Annotated in this window: 18 protein-coding genes; 3 read left to right on the forward strand and 15 right to left on the reverse strand. The window is 67.8% G+C overall.

From position 1 onward, the window contains the following. Positions 1 to 16 precede the first annotated feature (16 nt). From SL003B_RS20410 to SL003B_RS20435, 6 genes are read right to left on the reverse strand one after another with little or no spacing between them, the layout of a single operon-like run. Positions 17 to 406, reverse strand: a complete 390-nt coding sequence (locus tag SL003B_RS20410) for a head decoration protein (protein ID WP_013654773.1) — start codon at positions 404 to 406, stop codon at positions 17 to 19. A 17-nt stretch (positions 407 to 423) separates the two neighbouring features. Further along, a complete protein-coding gene (locus SL003B_RS20415) occupies positions 424 to 1743 on the reverse strand; it encodes a S49 family peptidase (RefSeq protein WP_013654774.1) in 1320 nt (439 codons plus the stop codon). Between the two features lie 7 nt (positions 1744 to 1750). Further along, positions 1751 to 3226, reverse strand: coding sequence for a phage portal protein (locus tag SL003B_RS20420; RefSeq protein WP_041375666.1), 1476 nt, complete (start codon positions 3224 to 3226; stop codon positions 1751 to 1753). A 3-nt stretch (positions 3227 to 3229) separates the two neighbouring features. Next, positions 3230 to 3442, reverse strand: coding sequence for a phage head-tail joining protein (locus tag SL003B_RS20425; protein ID WP_041375667.1), 213 nt, complete (start codon positions 3440 to 3442; stop codon positions 3230 to 3232). Between the two features lie 4 nt (positions 3443 to 3446). Then, on the reverse strand, positions 3447 to 5423 hold the full coding sequence (locus tag SL003B_RS20430) for a phage terminase large subunit family protein (protein WP_041375668.1): 1977 nt from the start codon (positions 5421 to 5423) through the stop codon (positions 3447 to 3449). Beyond that, on the reverse strand, positions 5338 to 5907 hold the full coding sequence (locus tag SL003B_RS20435; protein ID WP_013654777.1) for a terminase small subunit, Nu1: 570 nt from the start codon (positions 5905 to 5907) through the stop codon (positions 5338 to 5340). The genes SL003B_RS20430 and SL003B_RS20435 overlap by 86 nt, the downstream gene beginning before the upstream one ends. Before the next feature lie 147 nt (positions 5908 to 6054). Between SL003B_RS20435 and SL003B_RS20440 the strand changes: the two genes are divergently transcribed. The 3 genes from SL003B_RS20440 to SL003B_RS20450 all read left to right on the forward strand — a co-directional run bounded on the left by SL003B_RS20440 (position 6055) and on the right by SL003B_RS20450 (position 7174). After that, positions 6055 to 6276, forward strand: coding sequence for a hypothetical protein (locus tag SL003B_RS20440; RefSeq protein ID WP_013654778.1), 222 nt, complete (start codon positions 6055 to 6057; stop codon positions 6274 to 6276). 102 nt (positions 6277 to 6378) lie between these two features. Beyond that, a complete protein-coding gene (locus SL003B_RS20445) occupies positions 6379 to 6924 on the forward strand; it encodes a DUF3489 domain-containing protein (RefSeq protein WP_013654779.1) in 546 nt (181 codons plus the stop codon). A gap of 4 nt (positions 6925 to 6928) precedes the next feature. After that, positions 6929 to 7174, forward strand: coding sequence for a hypothetical protein (locus SL003B_RS20450; RefSeq protein ID WP_013654780.1), 246 nt, complete (start codon positions 6929 to 6931; stop codon positions 7172 to 7174). A gap of 52 nt (positions 7175 to 7226) precedes the next feature. On the opposite strand, the gene SL003B_RS20455 is transcribed toward SL003B_RS20450, so the two are convergent. From SL003B_RS20455 to SL003B_RS20495, 9 genes are all read right to left on the reverse strand, one after another. After that, on the reverse strand, positions 7227 to 7448 hold the full coding sequence (locus SL003B_RS20455) for a DUF7220 family protein (protein ID WP_041375669.1): 222 nt from the start codon (positions 7446 to 7448) through the stop codon (positions 7227 to 7229). Then, positions 7445 to 8767 (reverse strand): DNA modification methylase, encoded by a 1323-nt coding sequence (locus SL003B_RS20460; RefSeq protein ID WP_041375670.1) that lies wholly within the window; start codon positions 8765 to 8767, stop codon positions 7445 to 7447. The genes SL003B_RS20455 and SL003B_RS20460 overlap by 4 nt, the downstream gene beginning before the upstream one ends. A gap of 394 nt (positions 8768 to 9161) precedes the next feature. Next, a complete protein-coding gene (locus SL003B_RS20465; protein ID WP_013654783.1) occupies positions 9162 to 9602 on the reverse strand; it encodes a DUF6362 family protein in 441 nt (146 codons plus the stop codon). After that, complete coding sequence (locus tag SL003B_RS20470; protein ID WP_013654784.1) at positions 9595 to 9795, reverse strand: hypothetical protein; 201 nt, start codon at positions 9793 to 9795, stop codon at positions 9595 to 9597. Before SL003B_RS20470 ends, SL003B_RS20465 begins: the two co-directional genes overlap by 8 nt. Beyond that, positions 9792 to 10049 carry a DUF6378 domain-containing protein gene (locus SL003B_RS20475; protein WP_013654785.1) on the reverse strand — a complete coding sequence of 86 codons (258 nt, stop codon included), beginning with the start codon at positions 10047 to 10049 and terminating at the stop codon, positions 9792 to 9794. Before SL003B_RS20475 ends, SL003B_RS20470 begins: the two co-directional genes overlap by 4 nt. Further along, positions 10046 to 10585, reverse strand: coding sequence for a hypothetical protein (locus tag SL003B_RS20480; RefSeq protein WP_013654786.1), 540 nt, complete (start codon positions 10583 to 10585; stop codon positions 10046 to 10048). Before SL003B_RS20480 ends, SL003B_RS20475 begins: the two co-directional genes overlap by 4 nt. 107 nt (positions 10586 to 10692) lie before the next feature. Next, a complete protein-coding gene (locus SL003B_RS20485; RefSeq protein ID WP_206771946.1) occupies positions 10693 to 13554 on the reverse strand; it encodes a DUF7146 domain-containing protein in 2862 nt (953 codons plus the stop codon). A gap of 58 nt (positions 13555 to 13612) precedes the next feature. Next, positions 13613 to 14893, reverse strand: a complete 1281-nt coding sequence (locus SL003B_RS20490; RefSeq protein WP_013654788.1) for an ATP-dependent DNA helicase — start codon at positions 14891 to 14893, stop codon at positions 13613 to 13615. Then, on the reverse strand, positions 14890 to 15660 hold the full coding sequence (locus SL003B_RS20495) for an isoleucyl-tRNA synthetase (RefSeq protein ID WP_013654789.1): 771 nt from the start codon (positions 15658 to 15660) through the stop codon (positions 14890 to 14892). Before SL003B_RS20495 ends, SL003B_RS20490 begins: the two co-directional genes overlap by 4 nt. Positions 15661 to 15666 lie beyond the last annotated feature (6 nt).

Here is a 15666-nt window from a genome sequence, read left to right on the forward strand (position 1 = left end):
ATCTGACGAGCGTGGATCAGGCGGTGTCGCGCGGCACGATGCCGGCAGAGCTCAGCTCGGCGTGCTTGACGGCCGTCTTGGCCGCGTCATCGACGGAGGCGTCGAAGACGAGCGCCGCCTTGGAGACGATCGCCGGACCGCGGGCAACCACGAGGCCGGTCCTGTCGCCGGCCGTCGCGTCGACCGCCTCGATCAGGACGGCCGTTGCGACCTCCGCACCCTCGTCTCCGACGACCTCGGCGTCCGGCGACAGGCGGTACTTGCCCGAGGCGGTGATCCGGCCGAGGACGGATCCGAGTGCGTAGTTCGTGCCAGCCTTGAGGGTCACAGCCTCGCGGCAGTAGCTCGCATTGAGCTCGTATTTGAGCAGGTCGCCACGGGTCGGCGACATGGTGAGAACAGTCATGATGATCCTCCTTGTCGTCAGCTGCGGTTGGCCGAGGCGCGCTCACGCGCACGACGCACGATGGGGCTTTCGCCGCCGTTCGAGGACGGCGAGCCGGCCAGTGACGGCGCCACGGCGACGACAGAGCTCGCCTCGGCGCGTGCCGCGAGGGCGTCGAGGATGGAGCTTCGCAGCGCATGCGGCGCCACTCCCTTCGCCATGGCGTCGGCGGCGTCGATGGCGACGCCAAGCCGGGCCCCTTGGGCGGCGATGGCGGCGATCTCCGCATACTCGGCGCGCAGCCGCTCGGCCGTTTGATCGGTATTGGGCGTGTCGGTTGCTTCCGGTGCGCCAGCAGGCGGTGCCGACAGCGGAGCCTCGGGCGTTTCCGGATCGGGTGCGCAGGTCTCGCTGACGGCGGCGTCTTCGGCAGCCGGGTTGAGGTCGGGTTCTACTGTCATTGCGGTCTTTCTCCTTGACGGTTGATGAGCGCGGGCGCGTTGCGATGCGCCCGTGATGAGGCGTGGCGGGTCCAGCGCCCGGGCGAGATCCACAAGAGCGAGATCGACAGTGCCGAGCTTGTCGGCCAGGCCGGCGCCTATGCCGCGCTGACCCCGATAGATCGCGGCTTCGGTGGCGCGCACGGCGTCGGGACTCATGTTCCGATTGCGCGCCACCAGGGTGACGAGGTCGGCATGGAGCGCGTCGACATCCGCCTGGATCGCCGACAACGCCGTATCCGAGAGCGGCGCGTGGGCATTGCCCTCGATCTTGCGATCGCCCGCGTGAACGAGCGTCCATTTGAGGCCGGCCATGACGTCGGCGACGCTCTCGTCGACATGGATGGCGACGACGCCGATGGATCCGACCTCCGCCGTCCGGGTGACGTAGAGGCGGTCCGCCACGCTGGCGATGGCAAAGGCAGCCGACAGCGCGCTTTCGCTCGCGACAGCCCAGAGCGGCTTCTGCGCATCCTGGCGCAACGACACGAGGCGATCGACCAGGTCGAAGAGACCGCCGACCTCGCCACCCGGCGAGTCGATCTCCACCAACACGGCCCGCACAGTAGGATCGGCCAGCGCGGCTTCCACGGCGGAGGCGACCTCGCCATAGTCGCTGGCGCCCAGAAGACTGGTGAGCCAGTCGCCACGCGTCACCAACGGTCCGAGGATCGGCACCACGGCGATGCCGGGATCGGTAACGGAATGGCTCGCCACCGGCGGCGCATCGCGGGCCGGAAGCATGGCCTGGCGTGTATCGAGCATTGGGCCGGCGGCGAGCAGGCCGTCGAGCGCCCGCGGGGCGATCGCCAAGGGCCGGCCACCGAGCCGGGTGAGCAGCGGATTCAATCGTGTCATGGAAACCTCAGTCGGCGGCGACGTTCGCCTGGTTGTCCGCTGGTGCTGCCTGAGCATCGTTCAGCAGCGTGGGGTCGGAGGATGCGCTGCCGAAGGAGAGGCCAAGCTGACGCTCTCGCGCACGGTCCGCAGCAATCTCGGCATCGACCTGATCGGCGTCATAGCCGCGCTCGGCGAGCGCCTGCGTCCGGCTCTTCAGCCCCGCCTCGATCTGTTCGATCTCGGCGCGCGCGTCCTTCAACGGATCGACCCAGTCCCATTTGGGCGGCAACCAGGAACAGCCGAGCCAGGTGCGCCGCTGCTGTTCGTAATCGGGCAAGGCAATCGCGCCCGTCATGACCGCCGTATCGAGCCATCGCGCCCAGACCCGTCGACAGATCTGCCAGACCATGACCGAATGCTGATAGGCCTCGATGCGGCGGCGGAATTCCAGCAGCGCGAGCCGCGAGTTCGAGTAGTTCGCCTTCAGCATGTCGTTCGACAGATACGCGTACGGAATGCCGAGCGCCGCCGAGACCTGCAGCAGCGTGCGGTATTGGAACGGTTCGTAGGTCTGGCCGACATCGGCAGGCGCCGAGGTCTGCACTTCCTCGCCCGGCTCCAGCATGACGATCTGGCCGGGCTGCAGGTCCATCGTTCTTTCGCCGCCTTCGTCGCTCTCGGCGACGTCGAAGGGCTCCGCCGGCGCCGGTGTGGTGATGAACAGCGCGTGCATTGCCGCGACCTTCTTCCGGTCGAGCTCCGCATCGTCGTACTGGTCGAGCAGGAACAGCTTCACGATACCCGGCGCAAAGCGGGAAATCCCGCGCAACTGTCCCGCATCGACCGGATCGATGACGTGGATGACCTCGGACGCCGGCACCCGCACCGTCTCGCCGGAGAGGCCCGGATCGGTCACGTCGCCGGGATGGCGGCGCAGGAAGTGGTAGGCCATGCGCCTGCCGATCCGGTCGAACTCGATACCTTGGCGAATGACGTTGCCGCCGGGAAGCTGCTCGTTGCGGGTGAGCGGCAGCATCTCGGAGGGGATCATCTGCAGCTGCAGCGGCACCATGAGCCCGTCCTCGGGCCGGCGCGGACGGAAGCGGAAGAACACTTCGCCGGCGATGAACACCTCGCGCGCGGCGCGCCGTTGCTGGCCGTAGAAGTCGGTGAACCCCTCCGCATCGCTGTCGTCGGTCCAGTCGAGCCAGAGGCGCTGCACGCGCGCCTTGAGATCGGCATCGGCGATCAGGGACGACGGCTTGATGCCGTCGCCCACCACATTGCCGGCCCAACTCTCGATGGCGTTCGCCGCATAGCCGTTGTTGCGCACGAGCCAGCGGGCGCGCGCGGTGATGTCGGCGCCGGCGGCCGCGATCAGCGTGTTGAGATGCGCCCGGCTCGGCTGGAAGTGCCGCAGCCTTCGGCTTCCCTGTCCCGCTTCAAAGCCGCCCACCAGAGCGCCGATGCGGCGGCGCCACCGTGTGATCGATTCCAGCACGGGTCAGAGCCCCTTGCTTGCCGTCGTGCGAACGATGCGACGGCGCGCGCCGGTTTGCTCCTCGGCGATCCGACGTTCGAGGTCGCCGAGGGCGGCCGCCATTTCGGCATCGCTCGCATAGGTGATGCGGCGCCCCTCGACCTCGACGGTGCGCACGCCGCGCCATCGGGCGGCGAGCAGCGCATCGCGGCGCGCGATCATGTCCTCAAGCGTCATGGTCTCAACTCAGATAGCTGGGCGTGAACACCCGTCGGCCGCGCCGGGCTGGTGCTCGGCGCACCAGACCCGCGGAGGCGATCTCTGGCGTGCCGGGGTCAGAGGCCGTCGTCTCTGGCGCCGCTGTGTCGCGTGGATCGAGCGAGCCGACCTGGCGTTCGAGATCACGCCATTTCTCCTCGCCCCAGCGGTCGGCGCCGGCGATCCAGGCGGCGGCTCGTGCGTAGACCCGGCAATCCAGCGCCTCGTTACGCTCGCGCAGCTTCTGCCATTCGAGCCGCTGAAACCCGCGCCTGGTCTTCACCGTCACCAGCTGCTCGGCGACGAACTGCTTGCACCACTCGCTGTCGGCCCAAGCCGGCAGGTGGATGGTCCCTGCGGGGAAGCGCGCGCCTCCGGCACGCTCCTCGTCGGTCGGCCGTTCGAGCCGGAGGACGCGATAGGTCTCGGCCTTGAAGGTCGACACCGCCACCGTCCATAGCCGCGCGCCGCGCCGCAATCGCTTGCCGCCGGCGGTCGCATCGACATAGGTCGGGCCGGAGACCGGGCTCGCCCGATTGAAACCCTCGACACCCTTGACCGGCGCCACCTGCGCGAAGCCGGCGCGCCGGGCCCAGCCGTAGACCGACGGCGCCTCGAAACCGGTGTCGATCGCGAGGCGCGACAGGCCCATCGCCACCCCAGAGGCGTGCGGCCAGCTGCGGCCCAAGAGACCGTCCAACGCGGACCAGGCGGCGGCGTGTTCGGGGCCGCCCTCGATGACAATGTGGTCGACGAGCCAGCTCTCCAGCCCGCGCCCCCAGGCCCAGACGTCGACCTCGATCCGGTCCTTCTGGACGTCGGCGCCGGCCGTGAGGAACAAGCCGCCCATCGGCACCGTACCGGCCGGCCAGCTCTCCCTGCGATCGTAGAGCCGCTGCCAGTCCGGCGCTTCGCCCGTCTCGACCCAGGTTTCGCCCAGCGATGTGTTGACGAAGGTCTTCATCGCCTCGTCGCCGTGATCCTTCGCCGACAGAAAGGTGCGCACCATGGCTTCCAGGCGGACCCAGGAGGAATAGACCTCGTTCAGGTGAAAGCCGGCGATGCCGTCGAACGGGGCCTCGGCCCGCCATTCGCCCCGGCGCACGGCGGCCCAGCGTTCGGCGTCGCTCCAATGCGCGCCGCAATGGCGGCATTGGTATCGCGCGGTCTCCGGCCGGTGGGCGCCGTCCGCCTCGCGGTCCCAGCGAACCTGCTCCCAGACCAGCGTCTGATGCTCGCCGCATTCTGGGCACGGCACGAAGAACCGGCGCCTGTCGCTTTCGGCATAGGCGGTCTCGATCCGGCTCGCGCCACGGATGGTCGGCGTCGAGACCAGGACGATCTTGCGGTTCCAGAAGGTGACGGTGCGCTTCTTCGCCAGATTGACCGGATCGCCCTCGGCGCCGGCGCTGAACGGATAGCGGTCGACCTCGTCGCACAGGAGGATGCGGATCGGCCGGCTGGCCAGGCCCGAGGGTGCATTGGCGCCAACGATGGTCAGATGCCCGCCGGGAAACTTCTTGTGCAGGATCTTGTTCGAACCGTCCCGCGACTTCGGATCCGAGATGCGCCCATGCAGACAGGGCGTATCGCGCGCCATCGGCGAGAAACGGTCCTTCGACCAGGTCTCCGCATCGCGTTCCGTCGGCATCACCACCATCACCGGCGCCGGGTCCTGGTCGATGTGGAATGCAACGGTGTTGAGCAGCACCTCCGTCTTGCCGGTCTGGCTCGACGACATCACGACGACGCTTTCGACCGCCGGATCGGAGATCGCGTCCATGATGCCGCGCTGGTAGATGGCCCGTTCCGTGCGCCAGCGGCCGGGCTCGGCGCTGGCTTCGGAACTCAGGCGGCGCCTGGCGTCGGCCCATTCACTGATCGTCAGGGTCGGCGGCGGCGCCAGGATCATCAGCGCCTTGCGTGTCGCCTGCGCCAGCCGCGCCGGCCCCTTCAGCATCAACGGCGATGGTCGGGAGGCTGGCGAGTTCCGCGAGCGCTTCGGTGATCGCGTCGCGGATCTGCGCGCGCGTGCCGGCAATGGTCGTCTCCTCGTGGACGAGCGGCGCCAGCCTGTCGGGTAGGACCAGCAGACGCGCGCGCAGGCGGGCCAGCACCGCGATCCACGCCTCCTCGACCTGAGCGGCCGGCAAGAGATCGCCGCGCCGAACTTGGGCGTCCATTTCGGCGAGATCGGCCTTGGCCTTGATCAGCCGGGCGCGCTCGACACCGAAATCGGCGGCGCCCGTCTGCGACCGCGTCGCCAGCTCGCGCAGGTAGCGCACATAGCCGCGCACCGTGCCGACGAGATCGTAGCGCCCGCGCTCGGGGCCGGTGCGGGCTGACGCCGGGATGATCCCGTCGCGCGCCAGCTGCTGGACCCGCCTTTCGGTCAGGTCCAGGAGCCGGGCGATGACCGCGATCGGTTGGGTATTGGTCGCCATGAACGGGGGCCGCTCCCGGGCAAGATCAGGTCATGTCGGGAGCCCCGCCATCACTGCAGAAAAAGCAATGAAATGATGCACTTATCGACTTGATGAGGGTGCCGATCAGAGCCTGTATGGGGTCACCATCAAGCGCTGGAGACCGCCATGACCAAGTCCCGAAACACCGCTTCCGCCCTCGACGCTTTCATCGCCAAGAAGGCGGAGATCGACGCGATGCTGGAGCGCATCAAGGTGCTGAGCGACGACCATTTCGACACCAGCCCCGACGAGATCAACTGGGGCCACGTCGGAACGCTCAGCCACTACGCCGAACTCCTGAAGCGCATCACCGACGCCGCCTTCAAGGAGGGCGAGCACGCCGATTAGGCGCGCTGCTTCCCGCCTTCGCCCCGATGGGCGCGCCCTCGGGGCTCGGGGCAGTAGAAGGTCCGCGATGGTCGCGCGCCTCTCCTGAAGAAGGGTTGCCCCATGACCAAACTCTCCGACACACAGACGATCGTCCTCAGCGCCGCCGCGCAGCGCGCGAACATGCTGGCGCTACCGCTCCCGAAGAACCTCAAGGGCGGCGCCGCGCAGAAAGTGATCGCTTCGCTCCTCAAGCAGGGCCTGCTTGAAGAGATCGATGCCGACGCGCGCATCGGCGAGCACGTCTGGCGCGAGACCGGCGACGGCCACGGCGTCACACTCGCGATCACCGAGCACGGGCTCGCCGCCATTGGCATCGAGCCGGAGGCCTCGCGCGACGCTGCGGAGCCGACGCAAAGCGATCACGCTGCCGTCAAGACGCCAACGAAGCCAAATGCCCGCGAAGGCAGCAAGCAGGCCCAGCTGATCGCCATGCTGCAGGGCGCCGACGGAGCAACCATCGCCGAGATCGCCGCCGCCTTCGGCTGGCAGCCGCACACCGTGCGCGGCGCCATCGCCGGGGCGCTCAAGAAGAAGCTCGGGCTCGACGTGACCTCCGAGAAGATCGAGGGACGCGGTCGGGTCTACCGCCTCAGCCGGGAGGGTTGAGGCCATGGCGAGGATCACCATCCACGACCGTCTCGTCGCCGCCCTGCAGCACCGAGGCGAAGCGATCATCGCTGATGCGCGCTCGACCCGCTACACGGTCCTCACGCGAACGCGCCGGGAAACCGGCGAACAGGTCGGCTTCTATTTTGTCGGCCGTGCCGGCGCGCTCCGGGCCGGCCGCACCGTTGGCGAGAGCCGGCCGGTGGGCGCCGACTTCCGGGCGAAGCTGCTCGGAACGACCACCCGCTGACACGCCATCATCACTGAGCCGCCGCTGCCCGCCATGGGCGGCGGCGTTTTGCTTATGCAGTCCAAGAGCGCATTCTCTCGAACATGCGCCGCACGGCATAGCTGCGCGCCACGGATACCAGCGTGAATAGAGCGCCGATCAACAGATTGTCGCTCAGGGACACCTGCAGACCGAACAGCGGGAAGACCGCGATCTGGGTCAGCACGGCCACGCCGTAACCGATCGCGACATTGCTCAACGCCTCGATCAAGGACATTCGGCGCGACTGCATCATGCGGCGTCCTGATCGCTGTCACGAGCGCCGATGCGCTCGGTCTTCACCTTGTCGAAGCTGCGATTCTCGCCGTCCAGCCTTGCCGATTTCCCCGTGAAGGCCTGCCAGCGGTTGACGATCACGTCACAAAAGGTCTCAGAGAGTTCGAGGCCGTAGACGCGTCTACCCGTGCGCTCGCCCGCGATGATCTGCGAGCCCGAGCCCGAGAAGGGCTCGTAGCAGATTTCCCCCGGCACGGTGTGCAGCTCCATCGGCAGCGTGAACACGCGCACCGGTTTCGAGGTCGGGTGCTCGCGCGTCTCGATCTCGCTCGACGGGATGGACCACACCGTCGTCGGCCAGTTCTCGAAGCCTTCGCGGTTGACGCGCGGCTTGTTGCCCGAGCGCCAGCCGAACAGGCAGGGCTCGTGCGCCCACAGCATGATCGAGCGCGTGAGCACCGGACGGCTCTTGGCCCAGATGATCTGCTGGTGATGCAGAACGTCGAACTTCGACCAGCAGGCTTCCAGCATCGCCTGGCGCCGCGAGGCATGCCAGCAATACCAGGCCGCGTCCTCCTTGATGGCGCAGTCGATGGCGACCTGCATGAACGCTTCATAGAACTGCGGCCCCTGGGATGAATCGTCCCAGTGCTTCTGTTCGATGTAGTCGTCGGACCAGTCCTTGTTCGCGATCTTCTTGGCGCGGGCGGATGCGTTCTTCTTCGTCGGATGGTTGGTGCCGTCATAGTCGACGAGGTAGGGCGGATCGGTCGCAAACAGCGCGGCGCGTTCGCCGTTCATCAGTCGGATGACATCCTTGGCCGAGATCGAATCTCCGCAGAGCAGGCGGTGCTCCCCAAGGATCCAGAGATCGCCGCGGCGGGTGACGGGCGTGGCGGGCGGCTCCGGAACCTCGTCTTCGTCCACCAGCCCCTCGACGGGCGCCTCGGCCAGGAGACGGGCCAGTTCGTCGTCCTCGAAACCGGTCAGCGCCAGGTCGAACTCGTCGAGCTTCAGATCGGCCAGTTCGAGCTTGAGCAGCTCGTCGTCCCAGCTCGCATTCTGATGCGAGCGGTTGTCCATCAGCCGGTAGGCGCGCAGCTGCGCCGGCGTCAGGCCATGCGCGACATGCACCGGCACGCTCGTCATGCCGAGCCGCTTGGCCGCCTCGTAGCGGGTGTGGCCGACGACGATCACCATGTCCTCGTCGACGACGATCGGCTGACGCCAGCCGAACTCGGCCAGCGAGGCGGCGACCGTGGCGACAGCCTCCTCGTTGCGGCGCGGGTTGCGCGCATAGGGCACAAGCTTGTCGATCGGCGTTTCGACGACGTCCATGGTCGGTCCGGTGCGATGGGTGAAGGATCTGATCCGGCGGTCGCGAAGCCCGCCGACGCGCTGCGCCGGCGAAACCAGTGCCGCTTCGCCGATGCGCTCGAAACGAAACGCCCCCGACCGGCGGCTACGCTGTCGCCGAGGTCCGCAGACGCCCAAGTGTTTGAATTCACGAGCGCGACGATGCGAGCGAAACGAAATGGCCTATTTCGGCGCCGTCACTGGGAAAGTGTCGCGCCATTGCCGCCAGCATACGATTTCGGCCAGGGAGGAACCGTGCATCTCGCCGGTCGGTGATCATCCCCGCACGCGGCTCGCCTGAGGATACCGGAGAACTAGCCCAAATCGCCGATGTGTGTCTCGCCGGGAAATGTCTCAGCGAAAATTGTCTCACGAATCAAAATGAACTTGACGACCGAACTCGGTCGACGAGGAAGGCGCGCGAACGCTTCGCCGGCACTTGCTGTCCATTCAGCTTCCAGGTGATGACGCTGAGGCCGTACTCCCAGCGGCGGCACGCCGTGGCGCGGGAGATCCCAAAGCGCCAGCAGATCGGCTTCCACGGCGTGCCCTCGGCGCGCGCCCAGACAAGCCGGGCATCGTCGGGCTCCAGCCATCTGAGCCAGGGCAGCGTCGCCTCCATGCGGCTGATGGCGTCCGGCAAGGGCGGCGGACGCTTCATGCGCGGCGGCTCCTGACCGACGAGATCAGCGAACTCATGCACGATCTTCGGCCACACCGAGAAATACCCCTGCACCCGAACCTCGGGGAGGCGCTTCATGACGTCAGCAGCTTCGATCAGCCGCTCCTCGACTTGTTCGCGAGTCCAATCAGCCATGCCGTTGCTCCGTCGGCAGGCGCCGTCCGCCATAGAGCTTCTCGCCGAGCTGGCGAACCAGTTCTCGCTCGGGCCAGGTGAGGCGCGGATCGGTGGGGCTGACGACGAGGAGGCCCTGCTCGCGCCAACCCTCCCGCTTGACCTCTTCGGCCGACCGGCGTTCGCCGCCATATCCTTTCGGCAGCCATCTCATCGTCCGACCTCCTGCAGCACCGCTGCATAGCCGGCGATGTCGAGGATCGAGTCCTGATGCTTCGGATCGTGCCCGAGCCGCGCCAGCTTCAGATCGATGAGGCAGAGCACGACCTCCGCCGGCGTGATGGGCCGGCCGAGCGTGATCGACCAGCGTCTGGCGACCACGGCCATCGCGGCGGCCGGCTCGCCGTATATCTTGCGGCGCTCGGCGACGACCGACGCGGCATGTTTGAGCATCGTCTCCCCGCTCATCGCACACCTCCCTCGGTCTCGATGGCCCAGAGCAGGATGGCGATGGCGTCGGCTTCATTATCGTCCGCGGGTGAGAAGCCGCGGGCGCGAACGGCGGCCATGACGGCGGCCTTGTCGGCGTTGCCCTTGGCGGCGACGTGCCGCTTGATCGTGCCGACCGGAACGCCCTGATAGGCGATCGCGTGGCTCTCACACCAAGCGCTCAGCGTCGCCAGGAAGCCGCCATAGAGATGGGCCGCATCGGTACCGACATGCCGGCGAACCTCCTCGAAATAGATCGCCGCGAGACCGCCGGCGTCGGCGGCGATCTGGTCCAGCCAGCTCCGGAAGCGCAGGTAGCGCATGCCGCCACCGTCATAGCGGCTCGGCCGGAAAGAGACCGTGCCGCTCGTGATCAGGCCGTCATGGCTGCGCAACGCCCAGCCAGTCGTGGTGCCGAGATCGAGGCTGAGAATGGCGCGATGCGCATGAGCCGGATGCGGACGGAATGTGATGACCCCCGCTTCGGCGGGGCCGGTTTCGATGGTCGAGATCATGATTGTCTCCAAGGAGCGCGGGCAAGGGTCGGGTTTCGGATCGAAGACCCATCGCGGCGGACCGGTCGCTGCCGCCGGGAGACGGCCGAGTTGACGGAGCATGCCCATCAGAGCACCTCCTTGAGCCAGTCCGGCGCAACGCCGTTCGGGGAACGTGGTGAGGGATGTTCCCCCGCATGTTCCCCGGTGCAAGCCGTTGAGGAACAAGCGCTTTGGGAAGGTGACGAAGGTGGGGAACGTTTTTCCCCATCCTCCATCGCGTGGGCGCAGCCGCGCACATGCGTTAGTGTCGAAAAACGTTCCCCATGTTCCCCACGTTCCCCGGAGCCTTTTGTTTCAATGGGTTGTGCCGGGGAACGTTGGGTTTCGACGTTCCCTTTTTCGGCGCAACGTTCCCCGCCCGATGCCGCGACACCTTGCGGAAAACGTTCCCCACGTTCCCCTTCGATCGTGAGCTGCCAGCGCTTGGCCTGATGGGAGACGCCCAGCGTGCGCACGCGCATCTTGCGGCCGTCGATATCGAAGACCCGGTCGCGCATGCGGGCGAGCGCCTTGCCGAGCCGTGTGCGCTGTGACCGGTCGCCCCCGGCGCCCAGCGGCAGCGGCGGCTCGCAGGCCAACGCCACCTCATAGAGATCGCTGGTGCCGACCTCCGCCGTCCCGAAGCGGTCCCACCAGGCGCCGATGAAACTGCGCCAGATCGCGCCCTCGCCATCGGCGGCAGCGAGCATCTCGTCGAGGTTGGCGAGAAACCCTTCGATCCCGGCGACCTCGAGGACGCCGCCCATGATGCGCGACCAGCTCTCGTAGCTCCCGATCATGCGCGCGCCCCGTGGCCTGCCGGCGGCCAGCCAGGCCCGGCACAGCGTAAGGCAGGCCGCGACGAGGCGGGGCCGGTTGGCGCGGACCCAGCTCATGAGATCGGGGTGACGGAACCCCTCGCGCCGCCAGGGTTGATCAACACGGGCGTCGAGGCGGATGCGCACGATGCGGCGCGCCATCTCGTTGGAGAATTCGGGATTGTTGCCGGTCGCGATCCAGACGCAGCGGATCGGCAATCGCGTCATCTCGGACGCCCCGAGAATCCGGTCCTCCCAGAAGGGTGCGGTGAGCGCTGCCGCGAGCGCCGAGGAGTCGAGCGGATGACGCAGATTGTCGATGAGCACGATCGAGGGAATCTGGCGCAGCTTGGCGGTCAGCCGCTTGCGCCACTCTTCGTCGTCGCGGCCCTCGGTCATCACGGAGGCGCTGACGCCGGTGAGCACGGTCGCGATTGCGTCGACCATCAGGGTCGCGCCGGTGCCGGGTGTCGGCTTCTCGATCAGGTGGAGCGGCGTCGGCGCGTCGATCATGGCGCGAAGAAAGCCGAGCAGCATCAAGGCAACGGCATGCGCCCGCTCCGCGTGGCCGGTGAAGGGGAACTCGCCGAGCATGTCGTCGACGATGAGACTGCGCGCGGTCGCGATCTCCGCCGGCGACGGGCGCTCCGGCACCTGCGGCACGGCAAAGCCTGGTGTCGGCTGGTAGAGCAGCCGCGCATCGGGGTGGTAGCCGGGCTCGGTCAGGAGGGCGCCATTGCGGCCGAAGACCGGCGTGGTGACGATCCCCGCCAGGACCGGCAGGCCGGGATCGGGCGTCGCCAGCAGCGACTTGATGAGCGGCGTCGGCGGATGCGCGGGAACGAGATCGCCGTTTCGCGCCAGACGCCGCCAATCGGCGAGCTTGGCCAGCATGTGGCGCAGGCGCTCTTCCGTCACCGGCCGGGCCATGGGCAGGCCGTCATCGTCGTGCACGGCCCATGTCGGCATGCCGCCGCTGCGAAAGAGCCAGGGTGTCCTGTTCGAGGCGAGCAGCAAACCCCAGCTGCGTGCGTGGGCGCGGGCGAGATCGCCCTCATCGGCGCGCAGTTGCGGCAAGCGCCCCTGGGGCTCGACGAAGCCGATCGGGCGGTTTCGGGCGCCATCCTGCGCATCCGTGCCATCCGCCACTGCACAGGGCTCGGCCGCGTCGATGATCTGGCGGACCGCGCCCGCGCCGTTGCGCAGCAGAACGTCGTTGAAATCCTCGCCTTCCGCCCGCGGTAGGGCGATGGCGACGCTGCGGCCTTCCGCGAGGAGACGCCGCGCCGCCGCCTCGGCTGCACGAAGGCCCGCGCCTGACGCATCGTGATCGGCCAGCAGAACGACACGCCGGGCCTCCGGCGGCAGGACGACCTGTTCGAGGTTGGTGGCCGAGAGCGTCGCCCATACCGCCATATCCGGGCAGGCCGTCATCACGGCGAGCGCCGTTTCGATGCCTTCGCTGAGACCAAGGACAGCGTCGTCGCCGATCGGCGCCAGGCGCACCGCGCCGCCGCCAACCCGGCCCAGCATCTTCTTCGGCTTTTCGACCTCGGCTTTCGCCGCCCCGTCCGGCCGCAGGTAGATGCGGTGCAGGGCAACCACGCTGCCGGCGCGGTCGCGAACCAGCCCGACGATGGCCGGGAACCCGGTCCTCGTGTCCCAATGCGTGAGGTCCGGATGGAACAGGAGGTCGGACGGTGGCGGGACCGTCAGTCCTCGTGCGCGCAGATAGGCCTCGCCCGGTGTGCCGGCGATCGGGAGGGCCCGCGAGAGGATGATCTCGATTTCTCGGGCAGGGTCTTTCTCCGGTTTCGCAGGAGCCGCCGAGGGGTCGCGCCGCGCTGGCGCCGCGGCCGACCATCCGACCAGATCGGCGGCATAGGCGAAGAGGTCGCGGCCCTTGAGGCCGGTCGCCTGTTCCAGCGTGCTGAGCGGTCCGCCGCCCTGGCCGCCGTCGAAGTCGATCCAGTCGCCGGCGTGCTCGCCTCTGAGCGTGATCACGCAGGAACCGTTCTTTCGCGGCGCAGCGCCATTGATATTGGCGAGACGCCATTCGTCGCCGTTGCGCCGGCCGTTCGGGAAGTGCTGCGGCACCCAAGCGCCGGTCCTGTCACGCAGGCCGGCCACGATGGCGTCGAGATCGTAATGGACCGCAAGCGTTCTGGCGGGTGCGATGTCGTTGAAGTCAATCAAGGATCACCAGCCCTTGCTCCGCGCGCGTGATGGCGGTGTAGAGCCAGCGGGCGCGGTCCTCGGCGGTCCGCCCGAGACCGTCGTCGTAGACGATCACGTTCTCCCACTGCGACCCTTGGGCCTTGTGGCAGGTGATGGCGTAGCCCCAGACGCTCTCGACAAGCCCCCGCATGTCACGCCAATCGCGGCGCAGGCGCTCGGCGTCGTAGGCGACGTGGTCGTCGAAATGCCCCTTGTAGAACCACTGGCGGCCGGGAACGCTCGTCCCGTCTTCGGTGCGCACCGAGGCACTGAACGCGAGCGGGCTTTCGTCGCGGATGTCCGAAAGGTCGAGGAACATGCCGTTGACGAGACCGAGATCGTGCCGGTTCTTGAGGCAGATGATCTTCTCACCGCGCCCTCGCGGGTAAGCGTCGGGAAAGCCGGCCGCCTGTTTCATCGCGGTGTTCAGAAAGAGCCGCGTCGCGTTGCGGCCGCAGATCACCTGGCCGCCCTTGAGGAATTGATGCGGGCCGATGTCGGAGCGCCGCATCTTCCAGACGAAGTCGTCGTGCTCGCCGTAGGGAATGGGCACGCTCTGCCGCGCGAGCGTGGCGAGACGGATGATCGCGCTGGTCTCCGCCTGGCGATGGATATCGGTCAGCATCACGTCGGGATCGGCGTCGGTGAAGGCGCCGTCGCCCTTGATCGGCGGCAACTGGCCGGGGTCGCCGAGCACCAGGATCGGCTTGCCGAAGGCGAGCAGATCGCTCGCCATTTCGGCGCCGACCATGGAGACCTCGTCGAGCACGATCAGGTCGGCGTCGCGGACCAGCGACTGCTCGTTCAGAATGAAACGGGGCTGATGGATGTCGGCGAGCCGGAGCTCGAGGCGGCGGATCTGGGTCTCCGCGAAGGAACGCTCGGCCGGTCCCATGCTCCGCAAGCCTTTGCGCAGCGTCTCCAACTCGCGGGTGACGCGCTCGATTTCTTCCGGTGTCGCCTCGGAGACCTTGTAGATCAGGCTGTGGATCGTCGAGGCCGGCGTTCCCTTCCGGGTCATCACCAGGGCCGCCTTGCCGGTGAAGGCGGCATAGAGCACGCCGCCCGCACCACCCATGCGATCCATCGGTTCGAGACCGAGCTCGCCGATTGCATGCCGGGTGATGGTGGTCTTGCCCGTTCCTGCGTAACCGAACAGGCGGAACACCTGCTGATCGGGCGTGCCGCGCCGAAACCAGTTCTCGATCGCGGCGATTGCCGCCGCCTGCTGCGGAGACGGGATGAAGCTCATCGCTCGCCCTCCCAGCAGCGCTCCGCATAGGCGCACATGCGGCAGAGATAGAAGTCCTGGGCTGCGGCGATCCGCGCCGGGAGTTCGCCGGCTGCCGCGGCGCGCAGGATATCGACGGCCTTGTCGGACAGCGCCTGCGCGCAAGGCGGATCGAACGCGACCATCTCGTGGTGGAGCGCCTCGGTGTCCTTGTTGAGGGCCGTGACGAGGGCGGTCTCCAGCTCCAGGTAGCCCATGTAGAGCTGGACCTGCGCGAAGTAGACCGGCTTGGAGGCGCGCAAGCCACGCTTGACCAGGTCGTTCCAGGATTTGGCGTTCAGCGCCTTGTGCTCCCAGAGCACGGGCCAGCGCAGGCCGACGTCGGGGCCAGCGACGATCACGCCGTCGATGTGGCCGCGCAGCTTGCCGCCCGCCGTCTCGAACCCGAATTGCCCGCCGTCCGCGCGCTCGGTGCGAAGGTCGAAGCCCGCGCCGCGCAGCCAGCGGATGGAGAGCGTCTCGAACTGGTGGCCAGCGTCGAAGATGCGCAGGATCGCGCCGTCAAAATCCCGTCCCTCATCCTTGGGCGTATGGGTCACCTCGTAGACGAGCTTGCGCACGCAGGGCTCGCCGATCCGGCTGCCCCCGAGATAATCGCGCGGCGTCTGCCGGCGATTGCGTGCCACCAGCGCCGCATCGATCAGGGCATTGACCCGATCGGACACGCTGATCGCGTGGCCGATGCGGCCATACACGAAGCCGGAGCCGTGGTTGAGATCGATTCCCATGCGCCA

The sequence above is a fragment of the Polymorphum gilvum SL003B-26A1 genome (assembly GCF_000192745.1).
Classification (GTDB): Bacteria; Pseudomonadota; Alphaproteobacteria; order Rhizobiales; family Stappiaceae; genus Polymorphum; species Polymorphum gilvum.

Coding starts and splice junctions, on each gene's coding strand:
- SL003B_RS20425 (WP_041375667.1), bottom strand. CDS start 3,442: ATGACGCTTGAGGACATGATCGCGCGCCGCGATGCGCTGCTCGCCGCC.
- SL003B_RS20450 (WP_013654780.1), top strand. CDS start 6,929: ATGGCGAGGATCACCATCCACGACCGTCTCGTCGCCGCCCTGCAGCAC.
- SL003B_RS20495 (WP_013654789.1), bottom strand. CDS start 15,660: ATGGGAATCGATCTCAACCACGGCTCCGGCTTCGTGTATGGCCGCATC.
- SL003B_RS20455 (WP_041375669.1), bottom strand. CDS start 7,448: ATGATGCAGTCGCGCCGAATGTCCTTGATCGAGGCGTTGAGCAATGTC.
- SL003B_RS20460 (WP_041375670.1), bottom strand. CDS start 8,767: ATGGACGTCGTCGAAACGCCGATCGACAAGCTTGTGCCCTATGCGCGC.
- SL003B_RS20410 (WP_013654773.1), bottom strand. CDS start 406: ATGACTGTTCTCACCATGTCGCCGACCCGTGGCGACCTGCTCAAATAC.
- SL003B_RS20415 (WP_013654774.1), bottom strand. CDS start 1,743: ATGACACGATTGAATCCGCTGCTCACCCGGCTCGGTGGCCGGCCCTTG.
- SL003B_RS20445 (WP_013654779.1), top strand. CDS start 6,379: ATGACCAAACTCTCCGACACACAGACGATCGTCCTCAGCGCCGCCGCG.
- SL003B_RS20480 (WP_013654786.1), bottom strand. CDS start 10,585: ATGATCTCGACCATCGAAACCGGCCCCGCCGAAGCGGGGGTCATCACA.
- SL003B_RS20435 (WP_013654777.1), bottom strand. CDS start 5,907: ATGGCGACCAATACCCAACCGATCGCGGTCATCGCCCGGCTCCTGGAC.
- SL003B_RS20470 (WP_013654784.1), bottom strand. CDS start 9,795: ATGAGATGGCTGCCGAAAGGATATGGCGGCGAACGCCGGTCGGCCGAA.
- SL003B_RS20440 (WP_013654778.1), top strand. CDS start 6,055: ATGACCAAGTCCCGAAACACCGCTTCCGCCCTCGACGCTTTCATCGCC.
- SL003B_RS20490 (WP_013654788.1), bottom strand. CDS start 14,893: ATGAGCTTCATCCCGTCTCCGCAGCAGGCGGCGGCAATCGCCGCGATC.
- SL003B_RS20465 (WP_013654783.1), bottom strand. CDS start 9,602: ATGGCTGATTGGACTCGCGAACAAGTCGAGGAGCGGCTGATCGAAGCT.
- SL003B_RS20475 (WP_013654785.1), bottom strand. CDS start 10,049: ATGAGCGGGGAGACGATGCTCAAACATGCCGCGTCGGTCGTCGCCGAG.
- SL003B_RS20430 (WP_041375668.1), bottom strand. CDS start 5,423: ATGCTGAAGGGGCCGGCGCGGCTGGCGCAGGCGACACGCAAGGCGCTG.